The sequence below is a fragment of the Streptomyces sp. NPDC047079 genome (assembly GCF_040643755.1).
GTDB lineage: Bacteria > Actinomycetota > Actinomycetes > Streptomycetales > Streptomycetaceae > Streptomyces.
This window is the reverse complement of the sequence record NZ_JBEYUZ010000001.1, coordinates 298,833-317,582: the sequence shown is the minus strand read 5'-3', so window position 1 is coordinate 317,582 and position 18,750 is coordinate 298,833. Positions and strand designations below refer to the sequence as shown.

Genomic DNA, 18,750 nt, shown 5'->3' with positions numbered 1-18,750 from the left:
TCGCATGAGCAACGAGCTGTACGTCCCCCGGGGCGCGACCGCGAACGCGCAGTACGCCCTGGACATCGACCCCAAACGGGCCGGCTGGAGCCACAGCAGCCTGCGGATCGTGGAGCTCCGGCCGGGTGACACGCACATGTTCACCACCGGTGACAGCGAGTGGATCGTGCTTCCCCTCGAGGGCGCCTGTACCGTGCGCGTCGAGGGCAGAACGCTGCAACTCCTGGGCAGAGACGACGTCTTCGCGGGTGTATCGGACTTCGCGTACGTGCCCCGAGACGCCCGGGCACAGATCACCTCCGGCACGGGAGGCCGCTTCGCCCTGGCAGGAGCGAAGTGCGAGCGCCGACTCCCCGCCCGCTACGGCCCCGCGCCGGAGGTTCCCGTCGAAGACCGCGGGAGCGGCGACTGCGCGCGCCAGGTGCGCAATTTCGCCTCCGCCGACGCCTTCGAGTGCGACCGGCTCATCGCCGTCGAGGTGATCACACCCGGTGGCCACTGGTCCTCGTACCCGCCGCACAAGCACGACGAGAGGCGGCCGGGCGAGGAGAGTGAGCTGGAGGAGATCTACTACTTCGAGATCGAGGGGCCGAACGGTCTCGGGTACCAGCGCGTATTTCCCTCCCGTGAGGGCGGATCCGACGTCCTCGCCGAGGTCCGCACCGGCGATGTCGTCCTCGTACCGGACGGCTGGCACGGCCCGTCGATCGCCCAGCCCGGACGCACCATGTACTACCTGAACGTCATGGCCGGGCCGGGCGAGGAACGCGAGTGGCGGATCAGCTTCCACCCGGACCACGTAGAAAGCACAGGGGGGTACCGATGACCTCGACGACGAGGCTCACGGTCGCTCAGGCGCTCGTGCGCTTCCTGGCCGCCCAGTACACCGAACGCGACGGCGTGCGCCGCCGGCTGATCGGTGCCACCTGGGGCATCTTCGGCCACGGCAACGTCGCCGGCCTCGGTCAGGCGCTGGTCGAGTACGGCGACGTCATGCCCTACCACCAGGGCCGCAACGAGCAGTCGATGGTGCACGCGGCCGTCGGCTACGCCCGGCAGTCCAACCGTCTCTCCACGCACGCGGTGACGACGTCCATCGGGCCCGGCGCGACCAACCTGGTCACGGGCGCCGCCCTCGCCACGATCAACCACCTCCCGGTCCTGCTGCTGCCCGGCGACGTCTTCGCCACCCGCCCGGCGGACCCGGTACTCCAGCAGCTCGAGGTCCCCCAGGCCGGTGACGTGTCCGTCAACGACTGCCTGCGGCCGGTGTCGAAGTACTTCGACCGGATCACCCGCCCGGAGGCGCTGGTCCCGGCCGCCCTCCAGGCCATGCGTGTACTCACCGACCCGGTCGACACGGGCGCGGTCACGCTCGCGCTGCCGCAGGACGTGCAGGCGGAAGGCTTCGACTGGCCGATGGAGTTCTTCGCCGAGCGGACCTGGACGGTGCGCCGCCCGGGCGCCGACCCGGCCGAACTCGCCGAGGCCGTCCAGGCGGTCCGGTCCGCCCGGCGCCCGCTCGTGGTGGCCGGCGGCGGCGTCCACCACAGCCGCGCGGAGGAGGCGCTCGCGGAGTTCGCCGAAGCCACGGGCATCCCGGTCGCCTCCACCCAGGCCGGCAAGGGCTCGCTGCGCTGGGACCACCCGCAGGACGTGGGCGGCATCGGCCACACCGGTACGGCGACCGCCGACGAGCTGGCCCGCACCGCCGATCTGGTGATCGGCGTCGGCACCCGCTACACCGACTTCACCACGGCCTCCGGCACCCTCTTCACCGGCGAGGGCGTCCGCTTCCTCAACCTCAACATCGCCCCCTTCGACGGCCACAAGCTCTCCGGGCTGCCGCTGATCGCCGACGCGCGCAGCGGCCTGGAGCAGCTGACCGAGGCGCTGGCGGTGCACGGGTGCCGCGTCGATCCCCCGTACGTCACCGAGTACACGGAGGACAAGCAGCGCTGGGAGCACCGTGTGGACGCCTGCTTCGAGGCCGACGAACCGGACGTACGGCCGACGCAGCCGCAGGTCCTCGGCGTGCTGGACGCCTTGGTGGACGAGTCCGACATCCTCGTCAACGCGGCCGGCTCGCTCCCGGGCGATCTGCACAAGCTGTGGCGGACCCGTTCACCGGACCAGTACCACCTGGAGTACGGCTACTCGTGCATGGGCTACGAGATCCCGGCCGCGATCGGGGTGAAGATGGCCGTACCGGACCGGCCGGTGTGGGCCCTGGTCGGCGACGGCACCTACCTGATGATGCCGACGGAGATCGTCACGGCCGTGCAGGAGGGGATCGCGATCAAGGTCCTTCTCGTGCAGAACCACGGCTATGCGTCGATCGGCGGGCTGTCGGAGTCCGTCGGCGGCGAGCGGTTCGCCACCGCCTACCGCTTCCGCTCCGAGGACGGTACGTACACAGGGACGCCGCTGCCCGTGGACCTGGCCGCCAACGCGGCCAGCCTGGGCATGCGTGTGCTGCGTGCGAAGACAGTGGGTGACCTGCGCGCCGCCCTCGCCGAGGCACGCGGCGCGGACACTCCCACATGTGTCTACGTGGAGACCGAAACCGCAGACACTGTGTCGGGCGCGCCTCCGGCGCAGGCCTGGTGGGATGTACCTGTGGCCGCGACCGCGACACGGCCGTCGGCGGTCAAGGCGCGTGAGGAGTACGACCGGCACGTCTCGACCCGACGCCGCCATCTGTGAAGGAGTTCTTGGGCATGACGAAGATCGTCAACCACTGGATCGGCGGCAAGACCGTCGAGGGCGCTTCGGGCACGTACGGTCCGGTGACGGACCCGGCGACCGGTGCGGTCACCACGAAGGTGGCCTTCGCGACCGTGGACGAGGTGGACGCGGCCGTCGCCGCGGCCAAGGAGGCGTTCGCGACGTGGGGGCAGTCCTCACTCGCGCAGCGCACGTCCATCCTGTTCAAGTTCCGGGCGCTGCTGGACGCCCACCGCGACGAGATCGCCGAACTGATCACCGCTGAGCACGGCAAGGTGCACAGCGACGCGCTCGGCGAGGTGGCGCGCGGCCTGGAGATCGTCGACCTGGCCTGCGGCATCAACGTTCAGCTGAAGGGCGAGCTGTCCACGCAGGTCGCCAGCCGTGTGGACGTGGCCGCGATCCGGCAGCCGCTCGGTGTGGTCGCGGGCATCACGCCGTTCAACTTCCCGGCGATGGTGCCGATGTGGATGTTCCCGATCGCCATCGCGTGCGGCAACACGTTCGTGCTGAAGCCGTCCGAGAAGGACCCGTCCGCCTCGCTCCGGCTCGCCGAGCTGCTGGCGGAGGCGGGTCTGCCGGACGGCGTCTTCAACGTCGTCCACGGTGACAAGGTGGCCGTGGACCGCCTTCTCGAGCACCCGGACGTCAAGGCGGTGTCCTTCGTCGGCTCGACCCCGATCGCCCGCTACATCCACACCACCGCCTCCGCGAACGGCAAGCGCGTGCAGGCCCTCGGCGGCGCCAAGAACCACATGCTGGTCCTGCCGGACGCCGACCTGGACGCGGCGGCGGACGCGGCGGTCTCGGCGGCGTACGGCTCGGCGGGCGAACGCTGCATGGCGATCTCCGCCGTCGTGGCCGTCGGAACCATCGGCGACGAACTGGTGGAGAAGATCCGCGAGCGCGCCGAGAAGATCAAGATCGGTCCGGGCGACGACCCGGCCTCCGAGATGGGCCCGCTGATCACCAAGGCGCACCGCGACAAGGTGGCGTCGTATGTGACGGGCGCGGCGGCGGAGGGCGCCGAGGTCGTCCTGGACGGCACCGGTTACACCGTGGACGGCTACGAGGACGGCCACTGGATCGGCATCTCGCTCCTGGACAAGGTGCCGACCACGGCGAAGGCGTACCGGGACGAGATCTTCGGCCCGGTGCTGTGCGTGCTGCGGGCCGAGACGTACGAGGACGGCGTCGCCCTGATCAACGCCTCTCCGTTCGGCAACGGCACCGCGATCTTCACCCGGGACGGTGGCGCGGCCCGCCGCTTCCAGCTGGAGATCGAGGCGGGCATGGTCGGCGTGAACGTGCCGATCCCGGTTCCGGTGGGCTACCACTCCTTCGGCGGCTGGAAGGACTCGCTCTTCGGCGACCACCACATCTACGGTAACGACGGCACGCACTTCTACACCCGCGGCAAGGTGGTCACCACCCGCTGGCCCGACCCGTCCGAGGCCCCGGCGGGCGTGGACCTCGGGTTCCCGCGCAACCACTGAGGTCGCGTCAAGCCCCCGTCAGGCCGTCCGGATACCGGACGGCCTGACATTTTTTTGACGCCTCTGCTGCGGTTCCCGTTCAGGCGGCATTAAACGGGTGACGCAGGCTCAGGACATCTGTTGCCTTTGAAAGCAAGGTCCAATCGCGCTACGGCTTGGCTAATGAGCCAAAGGGGTGCCATTCCCTGGGAAAGCAACGTGTCGCTGAGCACTTTACAAGTGCGGATTCCGAAGGTTAACGGCCATTGACGCGCCGGTTTTCGTCGGGGTTCCATGCAGCGCACCGGGAGAGCACGAGCAGTGGGCCCACCCAGCCTCCGGAGGCGATACAGCTCCCGCCCGAACCACCGCCGCACGAGTCGATCGGAACCGCCGCATGACCGACACGCTCCGCCCTGCCGAGAACTCCGTCGCCCTGGCACCGGAGACCACTCCCCGGACGCTCAAGCGTTCCATCGGCGTCGTCGGCGGCACTCTGCTGACCCTGTCGTGCGTGACGCCCGCCTCCACCCTTTTCGTGGTCGTCCCCGACCTGTTCGGCTCGCTGGGCACCGCCACCGCCCTCACGATCGCCATCGGCTCCCTCCTCTGTATCGCCGTGGCGTTCTGCTACTCGGAACTGGGCACCCTCATCCCGAGCGCGGGCGGCGAGTACGCCATGGTGTCGACACTGGCCGGGCGGCTCGCCGGCTGGCTGGTCTTCGTGCTGTCCCTGCTGGTCGTGATGATCGTCCCGCCGGTGATCGCCATGGGCACGGCGGACTATCTCGCACCTCTCGTGCACCTGGACCCGGCGATGACGGGCGCCACCGTCATGCTGCTCGCCACCCTGGCCGGGCTGCTGGACCTGCGCGCCAACGCCTGGATCACCGGCATCTTCCTGGTCCTGGAAGTGGTGGCCGCCGGTGTCGTCGCGGTCCTGGGCTTCACCCACGGCGAGCGCGGCCTCGGCAGCCTCGTCTCGATGCAGGTGGCCGGCTCCGGCGGCCACACGGACACCGTGACGGCCATGCTGGTGGTCTCCGGACTCGCCATCGCCCTCTTCGTCACCCAGGGCTTCTCGACCGCCGTCTACCTCTCCGAGGAGCTGGAGAACCCGCGCCGCAACGTCGCCCGCACGGTCCTCGCCACCCTCGCGATCTCCTCGGTCGTCATCCTGGTCCCGGTCGTGGCGATCACCCTGGGCGCCTCCGACCTCAAGGCGCTGACGGGCGGCGACCTCAGCAGCATGGTCACCGCCTGGTCCAACTCGGCCGTCGGCACCTTCGTGAGCCTGTGCGTGGCGCTCGCCATCATCAACGCGGGCATCGTGATGGTCATCCAGAACTCCCGCGTGCTGTTCGCCTCCGCCCGCGACAAGGCCTGGCCCGAGCCGGTCAACAACAGGCTCGCCAAGCTCGGCCGCTTCGGCTCCCCCTGGGTCGCCACCCTCGTCGTCGGCGTCCCCGGCGCGTGCCTGTGCTTCGTCAACCTGGACACCCTCTACGGCGTCACGGGCGTCTCGGTGACCGGCATGTACCTGCTGGTGGCGGTCGCCGCCCTGCTCTCCCGGCGCGGCGCGCACCGGCACACCCCCGCCTGGCGGATGCCGCTGTGGCCCGCGATGCCGGTCCTGCTGATCGCGGTCCTCGCGTACATCCTCAGCCGGCAGGAGGTCGGCTATCTGCTGTGGACGGGCGGCATCACCGCGGCGGCCACCCTGTACTGGGCGCTCTATCTCCGCCCCCGCCGCGACACCCGCTGGCTGGTGTCGATCCCGGAGGACGCGCGGGCCTGAGCCCCCGACGGGGGTGTCGGTACGGCGGGTCCTCCCGCCTCCGCGTACCACGGCTGCGGTATGCGGCACAGGGTCCGTACGCCTGTGGGAGGGCCCGGAGTTCCGTCCGGCGGCTGCCCCGGTTGTCTGTGGCGGCCCTTACCGTTGACGCATGGATCTTCGACTGCCCGCGCTGCGGGGGCTGCGCCGGGGGGCCGTGGCCGCCGTGGCCGCGGTCGTCCTCGTGCTGGCCTGTGTCGGTACGTGGTCGGCCGTCGCCTCGGACGACGCACCTGCCGTGCACCGCGCCGACAGAGTCATGGACATGGGCGGCGGCGTGCGGATCGACACGTCCTACTTCACCGCGGGGTCCCCCGGGCGGCGCCCGGCCGTGCTGCTGGCCCACGGATTCGGCGGCAGCAAGGAAGACGTCAGGGACCAGGCGGGGAAGCTCGCACAGGACGGGTACGCCGTGCTGACCTGGTCGGCGCGCGGCTTCGGAAGGTCCACGGGACGGATCGGGCTCAACGATCCCAAGGGCGAGGTCGCCGACGTCTCGAAAATGCTGGACTGGCTGGCGAAGCGGCCCGAGGTCGAGCTCGACAAGCCCGGCGACCCGCGCGTGGGCATGGCGGGCGCGTCGTACGGCGGCGCGGTCTCGCTGCTGGCCGCCGGTCACGACCGGAGAGTGGACGCGATCGCCCCGGCGATCACGTACTGGAACCTGGCGGACGCCCTGTTCCCGAACGGCGTGTTCAAGAAGCTGTGGGCCGGCGTCTTCCTGAACTCCGGCGGTGGCTGCGGCAGGTTCACCGCCGAGCTGTGCCGGATGTACAACCGGGTCGCCGAATCCGGAACGCCCGACGCGCAGGCGCGCGCCCTGCTCCAGGAGCGCTCCCCGTCCGCCGTCGGCAAGGACATCAAGGTGCCCACGCTGCTCGTGCAGGGCCAGTCCGACTCGCTGTTCCCACTCGGCCAGGCGGACGAGGCGGCGAGGGCCATCCGGGCCAACGGCGCGCCCGTGGACGTCGACTGGATCGCCGGCGGGCACGACGGCGGCGACCTGGAGACAGGCCGCGTCCAGGCGCGCGTCACGGCGTGGTTCGACCGCTATCTGAAGGACGACAAGGGCATCGGGACCGGGCCTGCCTTCCGGATCACCCGGACCGGGGGCATCGACTCCACGGACGGCGCGGCCCTGTTGCGCGGCGCGAGCGGGGACACCTATCCCGGTCTTCGGAGTGGGCGGCGGACGGTCCCGCTCGCCGGTCGCGAGCAGAGCTTCGCGAACCCGGCGGGCGCGAGCCCGCCCGCGATCTCCGCGCTCCCCGGCCTCGGCGGCTCCGGCGGCCTGTCCCAGCTGTCGTCGCTGGGCATCGGGGTGTCGCTCGACTTCCCCGGGCAGTACGCGCACTTCGACTCGGCTCCGGTCCGCGACGACCTGTGGATCACCGGGTCGCCGACCGTGATCCTCCATGTGACGTCGACGAGCGACGACGCCGTGCTCTTCGGGAAGGTGTACGACGTCGGCCCCGGCGACAGCCGGCCGGTCCTGCCCGCGCAACTGGTCACCCCCGTACGGGTGACCGGCGCCAGGAACGGCAAGGACGTCACACTGACCCTCCCCGCCCTCGACCATGAGGTGCAGAAGGGGCATCGGCTGCGGCTGGTCCTCTCCTCCACGGACCTCGGGTACGCGTCCCCGGCCGCGCCGGCCACGTACAGGGTCGCCCTGAAGAGCGGCCTCACGGTGCCGACGGCACCCGGGGTGACGACCGCGGCGGCCCCGCTGCCCTCCTGGGTCTGGTGGCTGCCGCTCGCGGGGGCGGCGGTCGCGGCGGCCCTGCTCCTGACGGGCCGCCGCGCCACGACGACCCCGGCTCCCGACCCCGCGCTGGCCGGGGTTCCGCTCCAGATCACGGACCTCAGCAAGCGGTACGCGAAGTCGACGGACCGGTACGCGGTGCGGGACCTCTCCTTCCGTGTGGAGCGGGGCCAGGTGCTGGGCCTGCTGGGTCCGAACGGCGCGGGCAAGACGACGACACTCCGCATGCTGATGGGCCTGATCAAGCCGGACGGCGGCGAGATCCGGGTGTTCGGCCACGCGATCCGCCCGGGCGCACCGGTGCTGTCGCGGGTCGGCGCCTTCGTGGAGGGAGCGGGCTTCCTGCCGCACCTGTCCGGCCGGGAGAACCTGGAGCTGTACTGGAGGGCGACCGGCCGCCCGCCCGAGGACGCGCACCTGGACGAGGCGCTGGAGATCGCGGGGCTGGGCGACGCGCTGTCCCGCGCGGTGCGCACGTACTCCCAGGGCATGCGCCAGCGGCTCGCCCTCGCGCAGGCGATGCTCGGCCTGCCGGACCTGCTGATCCTGGACGAACCGACCAACGGTCTGGATCCGCCGCAGATCCGGGAGATGCGCGAGGTCATGATCCGGTACGCGGCGGGCGGCCGCACGGTCATCGTCTCCAGCCATCTCCTGGCGGAGGTCGAACAGTCCTGCACGCATCTGGTGGTCATGGACCGCGGCCGACTGGTACAGGCGGGGCCGGTGGACGAGATCGTGGGCTCCGGCGACACCCTGCTCGTGGGCCTGGCGGCGGACATCGCCGACCCGCTGGTGGAGAAGGTGGCCGCACTGCCCGGCGTCTCGTCGGCGGTACGCGCGGAGGGCGGACTGCTGGTACGTCTCACACCGGCAGGGCAGCCGCTCACGTCCCCTGGGCTCCCCGCCGGGGGAACCACGTCCGCGGAACCGGCCGCGCCCGGCGGCGCCTCCGTCGTGGCCTCCGTCGTCACCGCTCCGGACGCCCCCGGGCCGGTCGCGTCCGTCGTCTCCACCGTCGGGCCCTCCGGGCCGATCGCCTCCGTCGTCCCGGCCGACGCGGCGGCCGACGGGTCCGCGGAGCCGGTGGTCTCGCGTTCCGTGGCCGCGGCCCGGCTGCTCGTCGAGCTCGTCCGGCTCGACGTGCCGGTGGCCTCGCTCGGTCCCCACCGTCGTCTCGAGGACGCCTTCCTCACCCTGATCGGAGGTTCCGCATGAGCGCGCTCACCGAGCGGACGGAGACGGCCGACGGGTACCGGGCGCGGCGGACGCTCCCGCTGCGCGTCGAGCTCGTCCGGCAGTTGAAGCGGCGCCGTACGCTCGTCATGGGCGCGATCCTGGCCGTGCTGCCGTTCGTGCTGGTCGTCGCCTTCGCCATCGGCGGCGAGCCGGGCTCCCGCAACGGGCAGGTCACGCTGATGGACACGGCGACCGCGTCGGGCGCCAACTTCGCCGCGGTGAACCTCTTCGTCTCCGCCGGGTTCCTGCTCGTGATCCCGGTCGCTCTGTTCTGCGGGGACACGGTCGCCTCCGAGGCGAGCTGGTCCTCGCTGCGCTACCTGCTCGCGGCCCCCGTCCCGCGCGCCCGCCTGCTGTGGTCCAAGCTCGCGGTCGGGCTCGGTCTGAGCCTCGCGGCCATGGTGCTGCTGCCGGTCGTCGCGCTCGCGGTGGGCACGGCGGCCTACGGCTGGGGGCCGCTGGAGATACCGACCGGCGGCGCCCTTGCCGCGGGCACGGCGGCCCAGCGGCTCGTGGTCGTGGTGGCGTACATCTTCGTGTCCCAACTGGTCACCGCCGGGCTCGCGTTCTGGCTGTCGACCCGGACCGACGCGCCGCTGGGCGCGGTGGGCGGCGCGGTCGGCCTCACGATCGTCGGGAACGTACTGGACGCGGTCACCGCGCTCGGCCACTGGCGCGACTTCCTTCCCGCGCACTGGCAGTTCGCATGGGCGGACGCCGTCCAGCCCCGGCCCGAATGGTCCGGCATGATCCAGGGCGCGGCCATTTCCACAACGTACGCGCTGGTGTTGTTCGCCCTGGCCTTCCGCGGTTTCGCACGCAAGGACGTCGTCTCCTAGCTAGGGAAACGGAGAATCTCCCACCGGTCTCGGCGGCCTCACGCCGTGGCCGGTGGGCCCCGAGGCGGTCGCCCACCGGCTCGCCGTACGCGGGCTCCCCGCGGACACCCCGATGTCCGAGGTCGTCCGTGACACCTGGATGCGCGCGGACGTCCAGAAGACCGTCGACCCCGCGAACCGCGCGGTCTCCCGCGCCGAGTCCATCCGCAGGTTCGCGCCGGTCGAGGGCGAGTCCGCCGAGGAGGACGGCCTGCTCACGCCGCCTGTGAAGATCCGGCGCCAGGCGGTGACGACGGCATTCGCCCGGAGGACCGAAGTGTTGCACGGCGACCGAGTGTCGGGCCCGCTGTGAACGCGACCGCCCTACGAGCCGGGCCCGCAATACCGCTATGAGCGGAATTACCGTTCCCTGAACGGCCGACCGGGTGAATCACCGGAACCAATACGGCCATGCCTGGTTGGTCGCAGAGCAGTACACGTGTCCCTGCCGGGAAAGGAACGCGAGAAAATGCTCAAGCAGGCAATGGCCATGGCGGCGGTCGTGGCTGCCGTCGCCGGTGCCACGGTGGCGGCCGCTCCCCCGGCGCTTGCCTCCGGTGACGACGGGCGCACCATGTCCGCCGCCTCGACCACCGGCCCGGCCCCGCTCGGCGACCCGGTGACCGGGGACGGCACGGATTCGCGGCCCTCCCTGGCGCAGACCTCCCTGAACAGGCTCCGCGCCGGTCTGCCGACGAAGACCGACACCGGTTCGGTCGTCGGTTCCGTACCGTTCGCGACCCAGGCCGCGCCGCTCCTGCCGGACGGTCTCGCGGGCACCGGCTGAGCACTCCGCGTCAATACCCGGTACTCGCCTTGGGTGTGAATTCGGCGATGGCATTCGGGTGAATTGCTTGGCGCCCCCCGATCGGGAGTTGCTTCGGGCGTCTATTCCTCGTTTCACAGACTGCAGGTCGTGCGGCGAGCCGTTCAAGCTGTGCTCGCTCGGTTTCGGCCGTCACAGGGGCACGACCGCGAAGAAGGGAAAGTACGTGAAGCACAAGAAGAGCGCCGTCGTCGTCGCCGGCGCCGTCATGGCTCTCGGTATGGCCGCTCCGGCCATGGCCGACTCAGGGGCCGAGGGCACCGCGACCACCTCCCCGGGCATCGGCTCCGGGAATGTCATCCAGATCCCCGTGGACATTCCGGTCAACGCGTGCGGCAACACCGTCAGCGTCGTCGGGCTGCTCAACCCGGCCGCCGGCAACGCCTGCGCGACCACCTGACGTCATGGCCGCCGGCGGCTGACGTCGTCACGCATCAACTGCCCGGCTGTGTCGCGGCCGGCCTTGGACTCCTCACTCCGGTTCCAGGGCCGGCCTTCCCACTTCACCCACCTCTACCAGCAGGAAGACAACGAGATTGCGACAGACCCTGAGCAGGGGAATGGTCGCGGCGGCCGCCGCGACGGGCATTCTGTCCCTGTGCGGCAACCCGGTGTACGCGGACTCGAACGCCGACGGCACTGCGAGCGGATCGCCCGGCGTCGCCTCCGGCAACAGCCTCCAGGTCCCGGTGCACGTCCCGGTCAACATCTGCGGCAACACCGCCAACGTGGCCGCCCTGTTGAACCCCGCGTTCGGCAACACCTGCACCCACGCCTCCGGCGGACAGGCCTCGTCCACGGGCGCGCACGCTGCCGGCACCACGACCAACTCGCCCGGAGTCGCCTCCGGGAACAACGTCCAGGTCCCCGTGCACGTCCCGGTCAACGCCTGCGGCAACACGGTCGATGTGGCCGCCCTGTTGAACCCGGCGTCCGGCAACTCCTGCGGCCACGCCTCCGGCGGACAGGCCTCGTCCACGGGCGCGCACGCCAGCGGCACGACGACCGGCTCTCCCGGAGTCGCCTCCGGGAACAACGTCCAGGTCCCCGTGCACGTCCCGGTCAACGCCTGCGGCAACTCGGTCAACGTGGTCGGTCTGCTGAACGAGGTGACCGGCAACTCCTGCGGCCCCGCTTCCGGCACGCAGACACCGCCGCAGACGCCGCCGCAGAACCCGCCGACGCCGACGCCGCCGCAGACCCCTCCGCAGAACCCGCAGACCCCGCCGCAGGCCCCTCCGCAGAACCCGCAAACCCCGCCGCAGACGGTCCCGCAGACGCCGCCGCAGACGGTCCCGCAGACGCCGCCGCAGACCCCGCCGCGGACGGTCCCCCAGGTGCCTTCGCAGTCGACTCCGCAGACGCCTGTGCACCACGAGCCGCACGCTCCGCAGGGTGTCACTCCGGGCGACGCGCCCGTCACCGCCCCGCACCCGGCGCCCGCCCTGGCCGAGACCGGCAGTGAGGGCGTGATCGCGGCCTCGGCCGTCAGCGTCGCGATGCTGGCCGGCGGGCTCATCCTGTACCGACGGGGGCGCGCCGCGTCCCGCTTCTAGTGCGACGGGTGCCGGACGTCCGCGTCCGGCACCCGCGCGGTCCCCTCGAGTCCACGGCCCAGGGGCGGCACCCACACAGGGGGTGCCGCCCCTGGGCCGTCGCCGTCCTCGGAACAGGCCCGGCCGTCGTAACGGGAGGCGCCGGAAGCAGCAGGCGGCGCACCCGCCCAATGCGTCATCCGCGTCACAAAGGACTCCGGCAGGTCACACATGTCCCGTGCGGGCCCTCGTTCTGTCACACCCCGTTCACAGACCCTGCCCGCCTCCGGCTCCCCGTCGTTGACGGAGCACAGGTTCGTGATCGCCAGCGCAGCGCCCGGCTCCCCCGTCGGCCTCCCCCGGTCGGCGCCGCGGCGCGCGCGGGGAGGTACTGCTGATGACCGACCGCCACCTCTGGTCCTACAAGGAGATCGCCGCGCACATCCGGGTGCAGCCGGACACCGTGAGGTCGTACCGCAAACACGGGCTGCTTCCCCCTCCCGACCACGTGGAGGGCGGGAAGCCCTACTGGTACGCCGACACGGTCCGGGCCTGGGTCGCCTCCCGGCCCGGAAACCGCGGCCGCGCGGAGCCCTGACCTCCTTTTCCGGCGAGAGGCCCGTCCCCGTCCGGGCGGGCCGCTCCCGCGCCACGGCAGGGACGCCCTCGTGGCCCGGCGCGCTCAGGTCCACGGTTCGATGACGGTCACTCCGCTGCCCGGCGCCGCGCCCATGGCCGCCAGGGCCGCCGGGGACGCCTCCAGCGGGATCGCCGAGGTGACCAGGAGATCGGGGCGCAGGGCACCCGAGCGGACCAGCTCCAGCAGGGGCGCATAGGTGTGGGCCGCCATGCCGTGGCTGCCGAGGAGCTCCAGTTCGAGAGCGATCACCCGGGCCATGGGGACCGGGGTCGTGCCTGCGGGCGACGGCAGCAGGCCGACCTGGACGTGGCGGCCACGGCGGCGCAGGCCGTTCACCGACGCGGCGCAGGTGGCCGGGGAGCCGAGCGCGTCCAGGGAGACATGAGCGCCGCCGCCCGTCAGCTCACGGACCGCTTCCGCCGTGTCGTCGGCGCGCGTGGCGTCCACGCACTCCGTCGCCCCGAACTCCCGCGCGAGTTCCAGCGCCCGGGGCGACACATCGACGGCCACGACCCTGGCCCCGGCGGCGGCCGCGATCATCACCGCCGACAGGCCGACGCCGCCGCAGCCGTGCACGGCGACCCACTCCCCCGCCGCCGTCCTGCCCTGCCCGACGACCGCGCGGAACGCCGTGGCGAACCGGCACCCCAGCGCCGCGGCCGTGCGGAACGACAGTTCCTCCGGCACCGCCACCAGATTCACGTCCGCGTGCTCCAGGGCGACGTACTGGGCGAAGGATCCCCAGTGCGTGAACCCCGGCTGGGTCTGGCGCTCGCACACCTGCTGGTCGCCCGCCGCGCAGGACGGACAGCTGCCGCACGCGCAGACGAACGGGACCGTGACCCGGTCGCCGGGGCACCAGCCGGTCACCCGGGAGCCCACCGCCTCCACCACACCGGCGAGTTCGTGCCCGGGCACGTGCGGGAGCGTGATGTCCGGGTCGTGCCCCATCCAGCCGTGCCAGTCGCTGCGGCACAGTCCCGTCGCCTCGACCCGTACCACGACGCCGTGCTCGGAAGGCTTCGGGTCCGGCACCTCGCGCACCTCGGCCGGCTCCCCGTATCGCTCGAACACCACCGCACGCATACGACCGCGCCCTCCGCCCTCGTCCCGCGATCCCCGGCGGTCCCGGAGATCGTCTCCAGGCGGAACGCTAGCCGAGGGGGGCGCGGACCCCTGGCCGGGCATTCCGCCGGACGGGCGCACCCGCGCCGCCACCGTGCCGCTTGCCCTGCCGGCGACGGATCCCGGCCCATCATGTCCTCCTGGGCCACCGGCCGACCCGGCCGCGCGAGGAATCGAATCCCCCCTACAGGTCATACCCCCTAGGGGTATAGACTGAGTCCCGTAGGCCCCATACGTCTCCCGAGGAGTAACGACATGACCGCGCAGACCGACACCCAGGGCTCCGTGACGACCGTCTACAAGGTGAGCGGGATGAGCTGCGGACACTGTGAGGGTTCCGTCTCCGGCGAGATCTCCGGCCTCGCCGGTGTGACCTCGGTCACGGCCGTCGCAGCCACCGGCGAGGTCACCGTGGTCTCCGCCGCGCCCCTCGACGACGAGGCCGTGCGCGCGGCTGTCGACGAGGCGGGCTTCGAACTCGTCGGCCAGGCCTGAACCGCCCCGCTCCCCGCTCTCCGCACCGGGCCGTACCGACCGGCTGATACCGGCTCCGTACGCCCCGGCCCTCCGTCTGGAGTCCGGATATGACCAGTACCGCAGCACCAGCCCTGATAGACCGGGGCGCGCATTCCGTGGTCGAACTGACGATCGGCGGCATGACCTGCGCCTCCTGCGCGGCCCGCGTCGAGAAGAAGCTCAACCGCCTGGACGGCGTCACGGCCACGGTGAACTTCGCGACGGAGAAGGCGAAGATCTCGTACGCCGACGGCGTCGAGGTCGCCGATCTGATCGCCACCGTGGTGAAGACCGGCTACACCGCCGAAGCACCACCGCCGCCCCGGATCGAGGAGCCCGGACCGCAGGGTCCCGCGACCCAAGGGGAGGACTCCGAGCCGGCCGCGCTGCGCCGGCGCCTGACCGTCTCCGCCCTGCTCGCCCTGCCCGTGGTCCTGCTGTCGATGGTTCCGGCCCTCCAGTTCGACAACTGGCAGTGGCTCTCGCTCACGCTCGCCGCCCCGGTCGTCGTCTGGGGAGGGCTGCCGTTCCACCGGGCGGCGTTCACCAACGCCCGGCACGGGGCTGCCACCATGGACACGCTCGTCTCGGTCGGCACGCTGGCCGCTTTCGGCTGGTCGCTGTGGGCGCTGTTCTGGGGCGACGCCGGAATGCCCGGCATGCGCCACGGCTTCGACCTCACCGTCTCCCGTACGGACGGTTCCCGGGCCATCTATCTGGAGGTGGCGGCGGGAGTCGTCGCGTTCCTCCTGCTCGGCCGCTATCTGGAGGCCCGCTCCAAGCGGCGCGCGGGCGCGGCCCTGAAGGCGCTGCTCGAACTGGGCGCGAAAGACGTGGCGGTACTGCGGGACGGCCGGGAGGTGCGCGTCCCGGTGGCGCGGCTGGCTGTCGGCGACCTGTTCGTCGTACGCCCCGGGGAGAAGATCGCCACGGACGGGACCGTGGTGGAGGGCGCCTCCGCGGTCGACGCGTCGATGCTGACCGGTGAGTCGGTGCCGGTCGACGTGACCGTAGGGGACGCCGTGACCGGCGCGACCGTGAACGCCGGGGGCCGGCTGGTGGTGGAGGCGACGCGCGTGGGCGCCGACACCCAGCTCGCACGGATGGCGCGTCTCGTCGAGGACGCGCAGAACGGCAAGGCCGAAGTGCAACGCCTCGCCGACCGCGTCTCCGGGATCTTCGTGCCCGTGGTGCTGCTGATCGCGCTCGGCACCTTCGGCGTGTGGCTCGGTGTCACCGGCGACACGGTCGCCGCCTTCACCGCGGCCGTCGCGGTGCTGATCATCGCCTGCCCCTGCGCGCTGGGCCTCGCCACCCCGACGGCCCTGATGGTGGGCACGGGCCGTGGTGCCCAGCTCGGCATTCTCATCAAAGGGCCCGAGGTGCTGGAGTCCACGCGCCGCGTCGACACCGTGGTCCTGGACAAGACGGGCACGGTCACCACCGGCCGGATGGCCCTCCAGGGGGTCCATGTCGCCGAGGGCGCCGACGAGAAGGAGCTTCTGCGGCTGGCGGGAGCCCTCGAGCACGCCTCCGAGCACCCCATCGCCCGTGCGGTCGCGGCGGGCGCCGAGGAGCGCGTGGGTGCCCTTCCGGTACCGGAGCGCTTCGAGAACGTGCCCGGGCTCGGGGTGCGCGGACGCGTCGAGGGCTGCGAGATCACGGTGGGACGGTTCCGGGAGGCGCTCCCGGAAGCGGTGGCCCGCGCGAAGGCGGAGGCCGAGGCGCGGGGACACACGGCCGTCGTGGTCGCCCGGGAGGGCGTGGCACTCGGTGTCCTCACGGTCGCCGACACGGTCAAGGAGACCAGCGCCGAGGCCGTGCGGGAGCTGCGCGCCCTGGGGCTCAGGCCGGTCCTGCTGACCGGGGACAACCGGGTGGTGGCCGAGGCCGTGGCGCGCGCCGTCGGCATCGACGCCGGCGATGTGATCGCCGAGGTGCTGCCGCAGGACAAGGTCGACGTCGTCCGGCGGCTGCAGAGCGAGGGGCGGACCGTCGCCATGGTCGGTGACGGCGTCAACGACGCGGCCGCGCTCGCCACCGCCGATCTCGGACTCGCCATGGGCACCGGGACGGACGCGGCGATCGAGGCGAGCGATCTGACGCTGGTGCGCGGGGACCTGCGGGTGGCCGCGGACGCGATCCGGCTGTCACGGCGGACGCTCGCCACGATCAAGGGGAATCTGGTGTGGGCCTTCGGCTACAACGTGGCCGCGCTGCCGCTCGCCGCCGCCGGGCTGCTCAACCCCATGATCGCGGGGGCGGCGATGGCCTTCTCGTCCGTTTTCGTGGTGACGAACAGCCTCCGGCTCCGGGCGTTTTCATGACGCAGGGGTAAGAGTCCCTCTAGAGTCCGACGCATGCCTCACATAAGCTCTTCACAAGGCTCGCGCATCATCCTTACGCTGGAGCCTCGATAACCGTATCGAGGCGCTTGCGTATTTTCAGGGCATATGCAAGAGACGCAGATCACAGTGATGTGAACGTAACCAACGGAAGGGTTCGTGGGTCTAAGTTGGCGATGTCGGAAGCGTCTTGGGGGGCGCGACCGGCATCTGGGGATGTCTTGGGGGACGTTCCCGGGAAACTGCGTTGCCGGGACACGTACGCCGGGGAGCTTTGAGCGGCCCTCCCGTTCGTACGGGTCCCGGCAGACCGCATCGCAGTGGTCCGCCGAGTTCTGCTCGTTTTGCTCGTAGCGTTTCAGGCGCTGTCCCGCAGACGCCCGGCCGGATCCCGTGGGGGGAATCCGCACCGGGACATGGGAAGGCGCCCCGCGCGTCGGCCCGTGGGGGGACCGCCGCCGGGGCGCCTTCCGCTTTTTGTCGCTCGTTCGCCTCCAGGGGCGCGCGCCCCTTCGGCTCACTTACCGGGTCGAGCCGCGGTAAGCGTTGTCAGCGCTCCTCGACCGGAACGAAGTCGCGCTCGACGACGCCCGTGTAGATCTGGCGCGGGCGGCCGATGCGGGAGCCCGGCTCCTTGATCATCTCGGTCCACTGGGCGATCCAGCCCGGCAGGCGGCCCAGGGCGAACAGGACCGTGAACATCTCGGTCGGGAAGCCCATCGCGCGGTAGATCAGGCCGGTGTAGAAGTCGACGTTCGGGTAGAGCTTGCGCTCGACGAAGTAGTCGTCGGACAGCGCGTGCTCCTCCAGCTTGAGGGCGATGTCGAGGAGTTCGTCCTCCTTGCCCAGGGCGGAGAGCACATCGTGCGCGGCGGCCTTGATGATCCGGGCACGCGGGTCGAAGTTCTTGTAGACCCGGTGGCCGAAGCCCATCAGGCGGACGCCCTCCTCCTTGTTCTTCACCTTGCGGATGAAGGTGTCGACGTCGTTGCCGGAGTCGCGGATGCCCTCGAGCATCTCCAGGACGGACTGGTTGGCGCCGCCGTGCAGCGGGCCCCACAGCGCGTTGATGCCGGCCGAGATCGAGGCGAACATATTGGCCTGCGACGAGCCCACCAGGCGCACGGTCGAGGTCGAGCAGTTCTGCTCGTGGTCCGCGTGCAGGATCAGCAGCTTGTCCAGGGCGGAGACGACGACCGGGTCCAGGTCGTACTCCTGCGCCGGCACGGAGAACGTCATACGGAGGAAGTTCTCGACGTAGCCGAGGTCGTTACGCGGGTAGACGAAGGGGTGGCCGATCGACTTCTTGTAGGCGTACGCGGCGATCGTCGGCAGCTTGGCGAGCAGGCGGATGGTGGAGAGGTTGCGCTGCTTCTCGTCGAAGGGGTTGTGGCTGTCCTGGTAGAAGGTGGACAGCGCGGAGACCACCGAGGACAGCATCGCCATCGGGTGCGCGTCGCGCGGGAAGCCCGTGTAGAAGTTCTTGACGTCCTCGTGCAGCAGGGTGTGCTGCGTGATGTCGTTCTTGAAGGTGGAGAGCTCATCGACGGTCGGAAGCTCGCCGTTGATCAGCAGGTAGGCGACCTCCAGGAAGGTGGAGCGCTCGGCCAGCTGCTCGATCGGGTAGCCGCGGTACCGGAGGATGCCCTTCTCGCCGTCCAGGTAGGTGATGGCGGATTTATAGGCGGCGGTGTTGCCATACCCGCTGTCCAGAGTGACCAGACCGGTCTGGGCGCGGAGCTTCCCGATGTCGAAGCCCTTGTCACCGACGGTGCTGTCGACCACCGGGTAGGTGTATTCGCCGCCGTCGTACCGCAGTACTACAGAGTTGTCGCTCACGTC

Annotated in this window: 13 protein-coding genes and 3 pseudogenes; 14 read left to right on the top strand and 2 right to left on the bottom strand. The window is 71.3% G+C overall.

Annotated elements, in window-relative coordinates:
• Window positions 1–4 precede the first annotated feature (4 nt).
• The 12 genes and pseudogenes from iolB (at window position 5) to ABZ823_RS01345 (ending at window position 12,880) form a co-directional block, all read left to right on the top strand.
• Complete coding sequence (gene iolB, locus ABZ823_RS01400; RefSeq protein ID WP_361652408.1) at window positions 5–826, top strand: 5-deoxy-glucuronate isomerase; 822 nt, start codon at window positions 5–7, stop codon at window positions 824–826.
• A complete protein-coding gene (gene iolD, locus ABZ823_RS01395) occupies window positions 823–2,706 on the top strand; it encodes a 3D-(3,5/4)-trihydroxycyclohexane-1,2-dione acylhydrolase (decyclizing) (RefSeq protein WP_361652406.1) in 1,884 nt (627 codons plus the stop codon). Before iolB ends, iolD begins: the two co-directional genes overlap by 4 nt.
• Before the next feature lie 14 nt (window positions 2,707–2,720).
• Entirely contained in the window at window positions 2,721–4,223 is a 1,503-nt protein-coding gene (gene mmsA / locus ABZ823_RS01390; RefSeq protein ID WP_361652404.1) for a CoA-acylating methylmalonate-semialdehyde dehydrogenase, read from the top strand.
• A gap of 376 nt (window positions 4,224–4,599) precedes the next feature.
• Window positions 4,600–6,000: an APC family permease gene (locus ABZ823_RS01385; protein WP_361652402.1), complete on the top strand. Its 1,401-nt coding sequence runs from the start codon at window positions 4,600–4,602 to the stop codon at window positions 5,998–6,000.
• Window positions 6,001–6,151: 151 nt separating this feature from the next.
• On the top strand, window positions 6,152–9,022 hold the full coding sequence (locus ABZ823_RS01380; protein WP_361652400.1) for an alpha/beta fold hydrolase: 2,871 nt from the start codon (window positions 6,152–6,154) through the stop codon (window positions 9,020–9,022).
• Window positions 9,019–9,882, top strand: a complete 864-nt coding sequence (locus tag ABZ823_RS01375; protein WP_361652398.1) for an ABC transporter permease — start codon at window positions 9,019–9,021, stop codon at window positions 9,880–9,882. The genes ABZ823_RS01380 and ABZ823_RS01375 overlap by 4 nt, the downstream gene beginning before the upstream one ends.
• Window positions 9,883–9,934: 52 nt before the next feature.
• Window positions 9,935–10,234 (top strand): annotated as a pseudogene (locus tag ABZ823_RS01370) (long-chain fatty acid--CoA ligase); the annotation flags it as partial.
• 156 nt (window positions 10,235–10,390) lie between these two features.
• Window positions 10,391–10,708 carry an RdlA protein gene (locus ABZ823_RS01365; protein WP_361652396.1) on the top strand — a complete coding sequence of 106 codons (318 nt, stop codon included), beginning with the start codon at window positions 10,391–10,393 and terminating at the stop codon, window positions 10,706–10,708.
• A 247-nt stretch (window positions 10,709–10,955) separates the two neighbouring features.
• A complete protein-coding gene (locus ABZ823_RS01360) occupies window positions 10,956–11,147 on the top strand; it encodes a chaplin (RefSeq protein WP_361652839.1) in 192 nt (63 codons plus the stop codon).
• Window positions 11,148–11,307: 160 nt separating this feature from the next.
• A pseudogene (locus ABZ823_RS01355) lies at window positions 11,308–11,637 on the top strand (chaplin); the annotation flags it as partial.
• A gap of 117 nt (window positions 11,638–11,754) precedes the next feature.
• Window positions 11,755–11,853, top strand: a pseudogene (locus tag ABZ823_RS01350) (chaplin); the annotation flags it as partial.
• An 826-nt stretch (window positions 11,854–12,679) separates the two neighbouring features.
• The gene (locus ABZ823_RS01345) at window positions 12,680–12,880 is read left to right on the top strand and encodes a MerR family transcriptional regulator (RefSeq protein ID WP_361652394.1); all 201 of its coding nucleotides are present in this window, start codon (window positions 12,680–12,682) and stop codon (window positions 12,878–12,880) included.
• A gap of 84 nt (window positions 12,881–12,964) precedes the next feature.
• Here the strand turns inward: ABZ823_RS01345 and ABZ823_RS01340 are convergent, their stop codons facing one another.
• Window positions 12,965–14,008 carry a zinc-dependent alcohol dehydrogenase family protein gene (locus ABZ823_RS01340; RefSeq protein WP_361652392.1) on the bottom strand — a complete coding sequence of 348 codons (1,044 nt, stop codon included), beginning with the start codon at window positions 14,006–14,008 and terminating at the stop codon, window positions 12,965–12,967.
• Between the two features lie 294 nt (window positions 14,009–14,302).
• Here ABZ823_RS01340 and ABZ823_RS01335 point away from each other — a divergent pair, with 294 nt between their 5' ends.
• Window positions 14,303–14,542 (top strand): heavy-metal-associated domain-containing protein, encoded by a 240-nt coding sequence (locus ABZ823_RS01335; protein WP_361652390.1) that lies wholly within the window; start codon window positions 14,303–14,305, stop codon window positions 14,540–14,542.
• 89 nt (window positions 14,543–14,631) lie between these two features.
• Window positions 14,632–16,890, top strand: coding sequence for a heavy metal translocating P-type ATPase (locus ABZ823_RS01330; protein WP_361652388.1), 2,259 nt, complete (start codon window positions 14,632–14,634; stop codon window positions 16,888–16,890).
• Between the two features lie 567 nt (window positions 16,891–17,457).
• Here the strand turns inward: ABZ823_RS01330 and ABZ823_RS01325 are convergent.
• Window positions 17,458–18,747: a citrate synthase gene (locus ABZ823_RS01325; RefSeq protein ID WP_361652386.1), complete on the bottom strand. Its 1,290-nt coding sequence runs from the start codon at window positions 18,745–18,747 to the stop codon at window positions 17,458–17,460.
• Between the last annotated feature and the right edge of the window lie 3 nt (window positions 18,748–18,750).

Excerpts from the sequence above, each read along its gene's own strand:
- ABZ823_RS01360 (WP_361652839.1), top strand. The coding sequence starts at position 10,956 with ATGGCTCTCGGTATGGCCGCTCCGGCCATGGCCGACTCAGGGGCCGAG.
- mmsA (WP_361652404.1), top strand. The coding sequence starts at position 2,721 with ATGACGAAGATCGTCAACCACTGGATCGGCGGCAAGACCGTCGAGGGC.
- iolB (WP_361652408.1), top strand. The coding sequence starts at position 5 with ATGAGCAACGAGCTGTACGTCCCCCGGGGCGCGACCGCGAACGCGCAG.
- ABZ823_RS01380 (WP_361652400.1), top strand. The coding sequence starts at position 6,152 with ATGGATCTTCGACTGCCCGCGCTGCGGGGGCTGCGCCGGGGGGCCGTG.
- iolD (WP_361652406.1), top strand. The coding sequence starts at position 823 with ATGACCTCGACGACGAGGCTCACGGTCGCTCAGGCGCTCGTGCGCTTC.
- ABZ823_RS01365 (WP_361652396.1), top strand. The coding sequence starts at position 10,391 with ATGCTCAAGCAGGCAATGGCCATGGCGGCGGTCGTGGCTGCCGTCGCC.
- ABZ823_RS01375 (WP_361652398.1), top strand. The coding sequence starts at position 9,019 with ATGAGCGCGCTCACCGAGCGGACGGAGACGGCCGACGGGTACCGGGCG.
- ABZ823_RS01335 (WP_361652390.1), top strand. The coding sequence starts at position 14,303 with ATGACCGCGCAGACCGACACCCAGGGCTCCGTGACGACCGTCTACAAG.
- ABZ823_RS01385 (WP_361652402.1), top strand. The coding sequence starts at position 4,600 with ATGACCGACACGCTCCGCCCTGCCGAGAACTCCGTCGCCCTGGCACCG.
- ABZ823_RS01345 (WP_361652394.1), top strand. The coding sequence starts at position 12,680 with ATGACCGACCGCCACCTCTGGTCCTACAAGGAGATCGCCGCGCACATC.
- ABZ823_RS01330 (WP_361652388.1), top strand. The coding sequence starts at position 14,632 with ATGACCAGTACCGCAGCACCAGCCCTGATAGACCGGGGCGCGCATTCC.
- ABZ823_RS01340 (WP_361652392.1), bottom strand. The coding sequence starts at position 14,008 with ATGCGTGCGGTGGTGTTCGAGCGATACGGGGAGCCGGCCGAGGTGCGC.